Genomic DNA, 11,967 nt, shown 5'->3' with positions numbered 1-11,967 from the left:
CATGGTGCGCGAACCCCGGACCGCAGCCGCGGCGACCCCGGTCGCCGTGGTCGGCATGGAGGTCTTCCTGCCGGGCGCCCCCGACCTGGCCGCCTACTGGCACAACATCGCGCACGGCGTGGACTCGGTGAGCGAGGTGCCGCCGGACCGCTGGGACCCCGAGTTCTACGATCCCGGCGGCCCGCGGCGCAGCGACCGCTTCTACTGCCGCCGCGGTGGATTCACCGACACCTCGGCCGAGTTCGACCTGACCCGCTTCGGGATCATGCCGAACTCGGTGCCCGGCACCGACCCCGACCAGCTCATCGCCCTGGACGTGGCCCACCGCTCCCTGGAGGACGCGGGCGGCGAGTCGGTGCTGCCCGCCGCGCGCGAGCGGGCCGGGATCGTGCTCGGCCGCGGCGGCTACCTCACCCCCGGCCTCGTCCGCCTGGACCAGCGGGTGCGCACCGCCAACCAGCTGGTGCACACCCTGCGCGAGCTGGCCCCCGGGCTCGGCGAGGAGCAACTGGAGTCGGTGCGCGAGGCGTTCTGCGAGAAGCTCGGCCCCGAGCAGCCGGAGTCGGCGATCGGCCTGGTGCCCAATCTGGTCGCCTCCCGGGTCGCCAACCGCCTCGACCTGCGCGGCCCCGCCTACACGGTGGACGCCGCCTGCGCCTCCTCGCTGGTCGCCGTCGACCACGCGGTACGCGAACTGGCCACCGGGCGCTGCGACGTGATGCTCGCCGGGGGCGTCCACCACTGCCACGACCTCACCCTGTGGAGCGTCTTCACCCAGCTCGGCGCGCTCTCCCCGAGCGAGCGCATCCGCCCGCTGCACCGCGAGGCCGACGGCGTCCTCATCGGCGAGGGCACCGGGGTCGTCGTCCTCAAGCGGCTCGCCGACGCCCAGCGCGACGGCGACCGGATCTACGCGGTGATCCGCGGCACCGGGGTGGCCAGCGACGGCCGCTCCGCCAGCCTCTTCAACCCCGACCCGGGCGGCCAGATCCGCGCCGTACGGCAGGCCTGGGAGGCCGCGGGACTCGACCCGCGCGAACCCGGCGCGCTCCAGCTCCTGGAGGCGCACGGCACCGCGACCGCCGCCGGTGACCGGGCCGAACTCGCCACGGTGGCCGAGGTGTTCGGGCCCGCCGCGGGCGCCCGCGCCGCCATCGGCTCGGTGAAGTCGCAGATCGGGCACACCATGCCCGCCGCCGGGGTCGCCGGTCTCATCAAGGCCGCCCTCGCCCTGCACCACGAGGTGCTGCCGCCCACCCTGCACTGCGAGGACCCCAACCCGGCCCTGGAGCAGACCCGGTTCGCCCCGCTCGCCACGGCCACCGGCTGGGGCGAGGTCGCGGGCGGTGGGCCGCGCCGCGCCGCCGTCAACGCCTTCGGCTTCGGCGGCATCAACGCCCACCTCGTCCTGGAGCAGCCCGCCCGGGTGCCGGCCCGCCGCCCCCGCGTCCAGGTCCGCGAACCCGAGCGGGTGCTGCGCCTGGCCGCCGGGAGCACCGAGCAGCTGGCCGCACAACTCCAGCTCGGGGACAGCGAGTTGCTGGCCACCGGCCTGCCCGAGACCGGCCCCGGCTCGGAGGCCGCGGGCCCGGTGCGCCTCGGCATCGCCGACCCCACCGCGCGGCGGCTGAAGCTCGCCCGCAAGGCGGTCGCCAAGGGCGAGCCCTGGCGCGGCCGCAGCGACGTCTGGTTCACCCCGCGCCCGGTCCTCGGCCCGGCGGGCGGCCGCACCGCCTTCGTCTTCCCCGGCCTGGAGGCCGAGTTCGGCGCCAAGGTGGACGAGCTGGCCGAAGTCTTCGGCCTCGACTGGAAGTTCGGCGAGGACGCCCAGGTCGGCGACGTCGGACGGCACGGCGCCGCGGTCTTCCAGCTCGGCCGGATCCTCGACACCTCGCTGCGCCGCCTCGGCGTGGTCCCGGACGCGGTCGCCGGGCACAGCGTGGGCGAGTGGACCGCGATGGCCGCCGCGGGCGTGCACGCGCCCGAGGAGGTGGACGCCTTCCTCGCGGGCTTCGACCCCGACGCGCTGCGGGTGCCCGGACTCGCCTTCGCCGTCCTCGGCACCGCCGCCGAGCGGGTCCTGGAGCGCCTCGCCGGACGCGAGGACGTCGTCCTCTCGCACGACAACGCGCCCAACCAGTCGATGATCTGCGGCCCCGAGGAGCAGGTGGCCGCCCTGGTGGACGCCTTCCGCGCCGAGGGCGTCATCGCCCAGGTGCTGCCCTTCCGCTCCGGCTTCCACACCCCGATGCTCGGCCCCTACCTCGCCCCCATCCGGCAGGCCGCCGAGGCGTACACCCTCCACCCGCCGCACGTCCCGGTCTGGTCCGCGACCACCGCGGCGCCCTTCCCGGCCGAACCCGACGCCGTCCGCGAGCTGTTCGTCCGCCACCTGCTCGAACCGGTCCGCTTCCGCCAACTCGTCCTCGCCCTCTACGAGTCGGGCTTCCGCGCCTTCCTCGTCCTCGGTGCGGGACAGCTCGGCTCGCTGCTCGACGACACCCTCGCCGGACGCGACCGCCTGGTGGTCTCCGCGCACTCCGGCGCCCGGGACAGCCTCGCCCAGCTCCGCCGGGTCGCCACCGCCCTGTGGACCGAGGGCGCCGCCCCCGACCTCGCCCCGCTGCTCCCGGCGGGCGCCACCGCCCGTACCACCAAGCCGGTACGGGAGGGCGCCCGGCGCCCCACCGCCCGCCTCGACCTCGGCGGCGCCCTGGTCTCGCTGCCCGGCCAGGTCCGGGGGCTGCTCGACCGGGCGGCTCCGGCCTCCCCGCTCGCCGCGACTCCCGCGGTACGGACGGGTCTCACCGCGGCCCCGTCCCGCGCCGTCACGCCCCGGGCGGCCGCCCTGGACCAACTCGGGCGCGCCCAGGGGCGGTTCCCGGTCGCTGCCGAACTCTCCGCGCTGCTCGACGAGACGGCCTCGGTCGCGGGCGAACTCCTCGACGCGGTCCACTCCGGGCGCGCGGCGCGGCCCGTGGCGCCGCGCAGGGGCCCCCGCGTACCGGCGCACCGCGGCGCACAGCCGCCGGCCGCGCCCCCGGCCGCACCCGTGTCCCCCGGCGCCGGGCAGCCGACCGACGGCCGTCCCCAGCAGCGGAGTTCGGCGGAGGGGCCGAAGGACACCACGCCGCCGCTCGCCCCGCTGCCCGCCACCCTGCGCATCGACGTCGAGGAGATGCCGTACCTCCTCGACCACTGCTTCTTCCGGCAGCGGCCCGGCTGGCCCGACGAGGCCGACCGCTGGCCGATCGTGCCCGCCACCACGGTCATCGAGCATCTGATGCGCCTCGCCGAGCAGGCGAGGCCCGGGCTGCGGGCGGTCGCGGTGCACCAGGTGCGGCTGCAGAAGTGGATCGAGGCGATGCCGGCCTCCGAGGTCCCGGTCACCGCGCGCGCCCTCGGCCCCGACCGGGTGGAGGTCAAGCTCACCGGGTACGCGGGCGCGGTCGTCGAACTCGCCCCCGGGCACCGGGAGCCGCCCGCGCCCTGGCCGGTGGAGACCGCCGCGGAGCGGCGCCCGGACCTCAGCGCCGAGCAGCTGTACAGCGAGCGGTGGATGTTCCACGGGCCCCGTTTCCAGGGGGTCAGCGAACTCACCGCGCTCGGCGAGCGCCATGTGCGCGGGGTGCTGACCACCCCGGCCGCGCCCGGCGCCCTCCTGGACAACGTCGGCCAGCTCCTCGGCTACTGGATCATGGCCACCCTCACCGAGCGCACCACGGTCTTCCCGGTCGGCATGGCCCGGATCACCTTCCACGGGCCCGCTCCCGCGGCGGGCACCGACCTGGACTGCCACATCCGCATCACCGAGGTCACCGACACCACCCTGACCGCCGACATGCAACTGGTCCACCAGAGCCGCGTCTGGGCGGAGTTCACCGGCTGGACCGACCGCCGCTTCGACACCGACCCCGGCATCCGCGCGGTGGACCGCTTCCCCGGCCGCCACACCCTGTCCACCCCGCAGGACGGCGGCTGGACCCTGGTCCACGAGCGCTGGCCCGACCTCGCCACCCGCGAACTCATCATGCGCAACATGCTCGGCGGCGCCGAACGCGCCCGCTACGAGGCCCAGCCCCCGGTGCGCAGGCGCCGCTGGCTGCTCGGCCGGATCGCCGCCAAGGACGCCCTGCGCGGCGTGCTGTGGGCCGAGGGCGCGGGCGAGGTCTACCCCGCCGAGATCGCCCTCGACAACGACGAGCGGGGCCGGCCCTTCGCGAGCGGCGTGCACGGCCGCGAGCTGGGCGAGGGCCTGACCGTCTCCCTCGCGCACAGCGGCGAGGCGGCGGTGGCGCTGGCCGGCCGCGGGCCCTGCGGAATCGACCTGGAGGAGGTCACCGCCCGCCCGGCGGCGACCGTGCGGGCCGCCTGCGGACCCGCGGAACGCGCACTCCTCGCCCAGGTGGTCTCGGCCACCGGCGAGAGCGAGGACCTCTGGTTCACCCGCTTCTGGACGGCGAAGGAAGCCGTCGCCAAGGCGCTCGGCACCGGACTCGGCGGCCGCCCCACCGACTTCCGGGTGAGCGCCGCGGAGCCGGAGCGGCTGCGAGTGGAGCACCAGGGCAGCGCCTGGGAAGTGCGCTGCAGTCAGGTGGCGGCCCCGCGGGGGCTGCCCGAGCGGCAGTACGTCGTCGCCTGGACCGCAGGCGTCAACGAGTCAGGAGAACGACATGACCACTGAGGCGACCACGACGGCCACCGGCACTCCGGGCGCCGAGCACGACGAGGGCACGGTGCTGCGGCAGATCGCCACCATGCTCCGCGAACTGCCCGACGCCGGTCTCGACGACGCCGAGATCACCCGCGAGACGCTTTTCCACGACGATCTGGAACTGGAGAGCATCGACCTGGTGGCGCTCGCCGGTTCGCTGCGCGAGCACTACGGCGAACGGGTCAACGTCGCCCTGTTCATCGCCGACCTGGAACTGGACGAGATCATCGCACTGACCGTGGGCCAACTCGTCGACTACGTCGCCGAGTCGCTGCGCGCGGCGGAACGGGGCTGACATGGCCAAGATACGCACCGGCGACATCACCACCCATGTGCAGCGGCTGCCCGCGGGCGCCGCGGGCGGCACCGCCCCCGAGGGCGAGGCACCCGTGGTCGTCTTCGTGCACGGACTGCTCACCGACTCCCTCGCCAGCTACTACTTCACCCTCGGCCCGGCCTTCTCGGCGGCCGGAGTCGACGTGGTGATGTACGACCTGCGCGGGCACGGCCGCACCGACCGGCCCCGGACCGGCTACCAACTCGAAGCCTTCGTCGAGGACTTGGCGTACCTCCTGGACGGACTCGAGGAGGAGCGGCCGGTCCATCTGGTCGGCAACTCCTTCGGCGGCACCGTCGCCGCCGCCTTCGCCGCCTGGCACCCGGAGCGCGCCGCCAGCGTCACCATGATCGAGTCCGAGCCGCCGGTGGCCGCCTGGACCGGGCACATGGCCGAGGGCCTCGCGCACGCCCGCCGCGAACTGGTCCGCGACGAGGCCATCGACTGGATCGCCGAACAGCACGGCGCGCACACCGCGCGGCTCTCCCGCGGCGCCGGGCGGATCCTCGCCTCCACCACCCTCGCCGAGGACATCCCGAGCGGCCGGGTCATCGACGACGACCTCTCCGCGATCCGCTGCCCGCTGCTCGCCGTCTTCGGCGACGAGTCCGGACTCAGCGCCCAGGTACCGGAGTTGGAGGCCAAGCTGCCCGACTGCCGGACCGTCGTGCTGCCCCGGCAGGGCCACTCCGTCCTGGTGGAGCAGCCCACCCGCACCCGGGACCTGGTCCTGGACTGGGTGCGCGCCCACCACGTCCCGGGCCGCCGCGCGGCCGCCGTCGCCGGAGCGGCGCGATGAGCCGCTTCCTCCTGGTGGTGCCCCCGCTCGTCGGGCACATCAACCCGCTGGCCGGGGTCGCCACCGAACTCACCCGGCGCGGGCACCAGGTCGCCTGGTGCGGCCACTCGGAGCGCCTGCGCGACCTCGTGGGCGAGGGGGCCGAGGTCTACGAGTGCGCCATGCCGGACGGCGGCGACCTGGTCCGGCCGCCCGGGCTCACCGGCCCCGCCGCCTTCCGCTTCCTGTGGGAGGAGTTCTTCCTCCCGCTCGCCGGGGCGATGGCGCCCGGCGTGGAGGCGGCCGTCCGCTCCTTCGCGCCGGACGCGGTCCTCACCGACCAGCACGCGCTCGCCGGGTCCCTGGTCAGCGAACGGCTCGGCGTCCCGTACCTCACCTCGGCCAGCACCTCCGCCGAACTCATCGACCCGCTGGCCGAGTTGCCGAAGGTCGCCGCCTGGCTCACCGGCCGCCTCACGGAGCTGCGGGCCCGCGTCGGGGACCCGCGGGCCACCGCCGACCCCCGCTTCTCCCCGTACGGCATCCTCGCCTTCACCAGCCGCGAGCTGCTCGGCGAGGGCGAACTCCCGTGGGAGCGCGTGCACCTGGTCGGTCCGGTGATCGCCGACCGGCCCGAGGACCCGGAGTTCCCCTGGGAGGAACTGGACCCGGACCGCGATCTGGTCTTCGTCTCCCTCGGCACCGCCAACACCGACGCCGGGCTGCGCTTCCTCCGCGAGACGGCGAAGGCCCTCGCCCTCCTCGGCGACCGCGTCCAGGGCGTCTTCGCCGACCCGGGCGGACTCCTCACCGAGGCGCCGCCCGGCACCCTGGTCCGCCCGCACGTGCCCCAACTCGACCTGCTCAGCCGGGCGAAGGCGGTGGTCAGCCACAGCGGCCACAACACCGTCTGCGAGACCCTGTGGCACGGTCTGCCGCTGGTGCTCGCCCCCATCCGCGACGATCAGCCGATCGTCGCCCGGCAGGTCGTCGAGGCCGGCGCCGGGGTACGGGTCCGCTTCGGCCGGGTCGACGCGGCCCGCCTCGCCGAGGCGCTGCGCACCGTCCTCGACGACACCGGCGGCCACCGCAGCCGGGCCGCGGAGATCGGGCGTTCGCTGCGCGCCACCGGTGGTCAGCGCGCCGCCGCGGACCACCTGGAGCAGCTCACCGCCCGCCACCCGGCGCCCTTCGCCGCCCACTGACCCGACCAGGGCCCCACGGCCCCCCTCCGACCGCCTTCCCGGAGTACGCATGACGACGGCCCACGCACCCTTGCCGGACGAGGTCTCCGCCCCCGCGCCGCAGGAGGGCCCCGGCCCGGGCACCGCCCCGACCGGCCCGCCGTCCGAGCCCGCCGCGCCCGGCAGCCCGCTGCGCGCCCTGCTCCGCCAGGCCCGCCCGCACCGGCTCGTGCTCACCGCGACCCTCTTCCTCGGCCTCGGCGCGAGCATCTCCGGCCTGATCCAGCCGCTGGTGGCCCAGGAGGTCCTGGACGGGCTCAGCGAGGACCGGAACGTCACCACCGCCCTGGTCCTGCTCGGCGTCCTGGTCGTCGCGGGCGCCGCCCTCACCGGCCTCCAGTCCTGGTGGCAGCGGCGCACCTCGGAGAAGGTGGTCCGCACCATCCGCCGCGACCTGGTCTTCCGGCTGATCCGGCTGCGGGTGCCCGAACTCGACCGCAGGCCCCCCGGCGACCTCGTCGCCCGCGTCACCTCCGACAGCGCCCAGGTCCAGAACGCCGCCACCGAGGGCCTGGTCATGGTCACCAACGGCGCCCTCACCCTCACCGGCGCCGTGATCCTGATGGGCGTGGTCCACCTCGGCCTGCTCGCCGTGACGCTGACCGTCCTGCTCGGGGTGGGCGCCGTCCTCGGCCTCATCCTGCCGCGCATCCGCCAGGCGGTGGCCCGCGCACAGGCCTCGGTCGGCGCGATCGGCGCCGCCCTGGACCGCTCGCTCGGCGCGGGCCGCACCGTGAAGGCCAACGGCGCCGAGGCCCGCGAGACCGCCCGCGCCGAGGAGGCCATCGGCGAGGCCTACGAGGCCGGACTCGCCGGGGCCAAGTACGCGGCCCTGGTCACCGTGCTCTCCGGGGTGGCCATCCAGGCCGCCTTCCTCGCCGTACTCGGCGTCGGCGGCGCCCTCGTCGCCTCCGGGAGCCTCGCCGCCTCCGAGCTGATCGCCTTCCTGCTCTACATCTTCTACCTGGCCAGCCCCCTCGCCTCCCTCCTCGGCGGACTCGGCATGCTCCAGCAGGGCCTCGGCGCCATCGGCCGCATCGAGCAGGTCAGAAGCCTGCCGGTGGAGGAGGACGTGGACCTGCCGGCGGCACAGGTGGGCGCGCAGGGCGGCTCGTACGCGGGGGGCGGCCCGACCGGGGCCGCGGGCGCCGGCTCCACCGGGTACGCGGCGGCCGGTTCCGCCGGGCGCCCCGGTGCCGCGGCTCCGCTCGCGCAGCCGGACGCCTGGTCCGCGCCGCCGGTGGAGTTCCGGGACGTCCGCTTCGCCTACCCCGGCCGGGCGCCCGCGCTGCGCGGCATCTCCTTCACCGTGCCCGGCGGCACCAGGACCGCCCTGGTCGGCCTCTCCGGCGCGGGCAAGACCACCATGTTCGCCCTCCTCCAGCGCTTCTACGAACCGGAGTCGGGCCAGATCCGCATCGACGGCCAGGACATCGCCGGCCTGACCCGCGCCGAACTGCGCCGCCGCATCGCGTACGTGGAGCAGGAGTCACCGGTGATGGCGGGCACCATCGCCGACAACCTCCGCTACGCCGCCACCGGCGCCACCGACGAGGACATCGCCGAGGTGCTGCGCCTGACCCGCCTCGACACCCTCCTCGCCCGGCTGCCCGAGGGCCTCGACACCGAGGTGGGCAACCGCGGGGTCACCCTCTCCGGCGGTGAACGCCAACGCCTCGCCATCGCCCGGGCGTTGCTGCGCCGCCCGCAGGTGCTGCTGCTCGACGAGGCCACCGCGCAGCTCGACGCCAGCAACGAACAGGCCCTGCGCGAGGCCGTCGACCAGGCCGCCCGCCGCTGCACCGTCCTGCTCATCGCCCACCGCCTGTCCACGGTCACCGACGCCGAGCAGATCGTCGTCCTCGAAGGCGGCTCGGTCCGGGCCGCCGGCACCCACGAGAACCTGGTCGGCGCCGACCTCCTCTACCGCGAACTCGCCGCCTCCCAGATGCTCGTACCCGCCGAGGAGCGGCCGCCGGAGGAAGCGGTGCGCTAGACGGGACCCCCGGGCACGACGGGCCCCCGGGCACGACGGGTCAGCCGGGGAATAAGGAAACCCGCGGGGTAAGGAAACCGAAGCGGGACCGAGAACAAGGTGACGCGGAATCCGGGAAAGAATTCATCCACCGCCCCGGCGCCGCGCCACCTTTTCCCGTACCCGCATTCCGTATTCTCCGCCGCGGATTTCATGATCATGCCGTCGTCGCGCTACCCGCGCATTCGACGACTGCTGCCGGCGGGCGTATTCGGTGCCGCGTGCCCGGGTAATCCGGCGGGCAATGTCCATGTGCACAGGCGCACGCGCGAGGACAGCCGCGAGGAGATGCGCGCGGACAGGCGCGCGGAAGGAGTGCGTGCACGAGGGCGGGGGCGCGGGCGCACGCACGAGGACGAGGGCACGTACAAGGGCGCGGTCGCGCACGCACAAAGGCGCGGTCACCCGGAACCCCTGAGGGCTCCGGGTGACCGCGCCCGGCCGTTCGGCTCGGCTCAGCCCACCGGGCTCAGCTCACTCGCTTCAGCCCGCGAGGGCGTTCAGGAGCGGGAGGTAGCCGTCGCGGTGACCGGCCTGGTTCGGGTGGTACGACTCGTCGAGGTCGCTCCACTCCAGGCTGGTCACCCACTGCGAGCCACCCGAGCAAATGCTGTGCGGGTCGAAGGCGCTGCGCGGGTCCAGGAAGCTGAACCCGGCCTTCGACGCCTGGTCGGCGAGGACGCCGTCCAGGGTGTCCGCGGCGGAGTTGAGCGCGGTGCGCTCGGCGTCGCTCAGGCCGAGGATCCCGCAGTCGCCGCCGATGGTGTACAGCCGCGGGTAACCCACCACGATGACCTTGGCGTTGGGTGCCGCCGCCTTCACCGCCCCGTAGGTGTCCGCGAGGGCGCCGGGCAGACTGCCGGTCGCCGCGGCCTTGGCGGCCTCGACTCCCGCGATGCAGTCCTTGTCGTCCAGGGTGAGGATGCAGTTCTTCAGCACCTCGACGAAGCCCACGTCGTTGCCGCCGACCTGCACGGTCGCCAGCGTGGTGTCCGCGGTGAGCTGCGGCACCTGCTGGGCCTTCAGCTCCGCGGTGGTCGCCCCGGAGCAGGACGCCTCCACGAAGCTGTACGAGCTGTGCGCCTGCGCCCACAGGCGCGGGTAGGTCAACGGCCCCCGGCGGCACGGGTCGTCGGGGTTGTCGTAGGTGCCCGTGCCCGGGCCCACCGCGTACGAGTCACCGAGCGCGACGTACTTCTGGGCGGCGGCCGGCTCGGCCTTGCCCTCGGCGGCCTGCGCGGCGGGCGCGGCGGTGAAGGCGAGGCAGGCGGCGGCAGCTGCGGCGAAAAGGGACGTGAGGGGTCTACGTCCTCTTAAAGAGCGCATTCTTCACTCCTCGGATGTGGGGGTGCCTGACCACTATGGAATACCAGATCCGAGAGGCGGAAAATACAGCTTCGGGGAAATTCGCGGCCCCTGTCCGCGCATTCTGTCCGGAAAGGCGGAAATGGGTTCACGGATTTCTCGATCATCACGCCCGCGGGGCCGGTCTCCCCGTGCCGGACCGGCACCGGCGGGCACTGCCCGTAATGATCCGGACGCGCAGGCGGCGCCTCGGGGCCCGTACGGCGAAGTCCCGTCACCCCCGGAACCCCTGGCGAGTCCGGTCGGCGGCACTCCATCCTGGGAAGGGTTCCTCACCGAGGGAAAGGTGCGGCAGTGGAGATCACCGGTGGGCGCGAGGCCGCGACCCAGGGGGAGGCCAAGGAGTGGTACCGGCAGTTCACCTCCCGGTCCGCCTCCGTCGCCCTGGCCCGGCGCCAGGTCGGGAAGGTCCTCGAAAGGTGGGGGTACGCGCGGGAGGACATCGACCGGGTCGTGCTTGTCACCAGCGAGCTGGCCACCAACGCGCTGGTGCACGGCAGGGTCGCCGGCCGCCGCTGGGAGGTGCGGCTGATCCGGATCGAGAACGGCTGCCTGGTCGAGGTCTCCGACGCCAACTCCCGCATGCCGCAACGGAAGACGCCGGGCGAGGAGGACGAGTACGGGCGCGGTCTGCTCGTCGCCGCGGCGGTCGCGGACGGGCTCGGCCACCGCGAGCGGCGGGACCTCGGCAAGACGGTGTGGGCGCGGCTGTCCCAGTCGGTACCGGAGGAGCCGCGTCGGGAGTCGGAGAAGCGGGAGAAGCCGGAGAAGCGGGAGAAGCCGGAGGAGCGCGGGGGGTCGGGGGAGTCGGAGAAGCCGGGCAAGCGAGGCGGGCCAGGGGAGGAGTAACTGCGGCCCGCCGGACGGCTGTTGACGCCGTCCTCCCCTCCCCGCGAGGTCCCCTCGGGGTGCCGCCGTCGCGGCCCGCACCGCGCCCTCGCGGCGGATCCGTCCGCCGTCCCGGGCGCCCGGGAAGAGGAGCCGTCGGTTCCGCGGAGGAGGGCCGCGCGGTCGGGCGAGGAGAGCCGTTCGTCCCGCGGCCGGGAGGGGTGAACCTGCCCTCGGGATGGTGTAACGCGCCCTCGATCGCGCCCGTGGCATCCGGTGAAATCCCAGGTCAGAGCAGTCCCCGGTCGTAAATGCGGGGTTGGTGGCGCATTCATCGACGGCACCCCGGTACGGGTGGGAACGCGGACCGCCAACGCGCGCCGGAGCCACCCATGTTGAGAAGATCACAGTTGGGGTGTGGGCCTCACGGGGTGGTCGCGGCCTGCCTAGCATCTGCGGGAGTTCACCGGTTCGGACTCGCCGGACGGGTCGGCGCCGAGGCGCCGTCGGGGCTCACTTCACCGCCCTTCCCGGCGGGTCTTCCCGGCGGGTGGCGCGCAGCGCAGCAGTGGGCGCTGCCGTCGGCGCGGACGGGCACGGTGGCTGGATTTCTTGCTGGGGCAACACTTTTCGACGGGGGTCGAGCAATGTTTTCCGACATCGGGG

7 protein-coding genes are annotated in these 11,967 nt (G+C 74.7%); 6 read left to right on the top strand and 1 reads right to left on the bottom strand.

What is annotated here, in order from left to right; all coding sequences use genetic code 11:
• Position 1 precedes the first annotated feature (1 nt).
• Genes HFV08_RS15840 through HFV08_RS15820 form a run of 5 tightly spaced genes read left to right on the top strand, consistent with a single transcriptional unit; the run spans position 2 to position 9,069 of the window.
• The gene (locus tag HFV08_RS15840; RefSeq protein ID WP_168539966.1) at positions 2-4,684 is read left to right on the top strand and encodes a type I polyketide synthase; all 4,683 of its coding nucleotides are present in this window, start codon (positions 2-4) and stop codon (positions 4,682-4,684) included.
• On the top strand, positions 4,674-5,009 hold the full coding sequence (locus tag HFV08_RS15835; protein WP_168539964.1) for an acyl carrier protein: 336 nt from the start codon (positions 4,674-4,676) through the stop codon (positions 5,007-5,009). The genes HFV08_RS15840 and HFV08_RS15835 overlap by 11 nt, the downstream gene beginning before the upstream one ends.
• A 1-nt stretch (position 5,010) precedes the next feature.
• Positions 5,011-5,850 (top strand): alpha/beta fold hydrolase, encoded by an 840-nt coding sequence (locus HFV08_RS15830; RefSeq protein ID WP_040253401.1) that lies wholly within the window; start codon positions 5,011-5,013, stop codon positions 5,848-5,850.
• Positions 5,847-7,034, top strand: a complete 1,188-nt coding sequence (locus HFV08_RS15825) for a glycosyltransferase (RefSeq protein WP_168539962.1) — start codon at positions 5,847-5,849, stop codon at positions 7,032-7,034. The genes HFV08_RS15830 and HFV08_RS15825 overlap by 4 nt, the downstream gene beginning before the upstream one ends.
• Positions 7,035-7,083: 49 nt before the next feature.
• A complete protein-coding gene (locus HFV08_RS15820) occupies positions 7,084-9,069 on the top strand; it encodes an ABC transporter ATP-binding protein (protein ID WP_168539960.1) in 1,986 nt (661 codons plus the stop codon).
• 522 nt (positions 9,070-9,591) lie between these two features.
• Here HFV08_RS15820 and HFV08_RS15815 read toward each other — a convergent pair.
• Positions 9,592-10,434 (bottom strand): SGNH/GDSL hydrolase family protein, encoded by an 843-nt coding sequence (locus HFV08_RS15815; RefSeq protein WP_168539958.1) that lies wholly within the window; start codon positions 10,432-10,434, stop codon positions 9,592-9,594.
• A 333-nt stretch (positions 10,435-10,767) separates the two neighbouring features.
• Between HFV08_RS15815 and HFV08_RS15810 the strand changes: the two genes are divergently transcribed.
• On the top strand, positions 10,768-11,322 hold the full coding sequence (locus tag HFV08_RS15810; protein ID WP_168539956.1) for an ATP-binding protein: 555 nt from the start codon (positions 10,768-10,770) through the stop codon (positions 11,320-11,322).
• Positions 11,323-11,967 lie beyond the last annotated feature (645 nt).

This window comes from Streptomyces physcomitrii, from assembly GCF_012273655.1.
Taxonomy (GTDB): Bacteria; Actinomycetota; Actinomycetes; order Streptomycetales; family Streptomycetaceae; genus Streptomyces; species Streptomyces physcomitrii.
Note: the sequence above shows the minus strand (reverse complement) of the source record. Positions and strands in the feature narration are given on the sequence as shown.

Bases quoted from the DNA above. Each gene is read 5' to 3' on its own strand.
- HFV08_RS15840 (WP_168539966.1), top strand. From the start codon at position 2: ATGGTGCGCGAACCCCGGACCGCAGCCGCGGCGACCCCGGTCGCCGTG.
- HFV08_RS15835 (WP_168539964.1), top strand. From the start codon at position 4,674: ATGACCACTGAGGCGACCACGACGGCCACCGGCACTCCGGGCGCCGAG.
- HFV08_RS15830 (WP_040253401.1), top strand. From the start codon at position 5,011: ATGGCCAAGATACGCACCGGCGACATCACCACCCATGTGCAGCGGCTG.
- HFV08_RS15825 (WP_168539962.1), top strand. From the start codon at position 5,847: ATGAGCCGCTTCCTCCTGGTGGTGCCCCCGCTCGTCGGGCACATCAAC.
- HFV08_RS15820 (WP_168539960.1), top strand. From the start codon at position 7,084: ATGACGACGGCCCACGCACCCTTGCCGGACGAGGTCTCCGCCCCCGCG.
- HFV08_RS15815 (WP_168539958.1), bottom strand. From the start codon at position 10,434: ATGCGCTCTTTAAGAGGACGTAGACCCCTCACGTCCCTTTTCGCCGCA.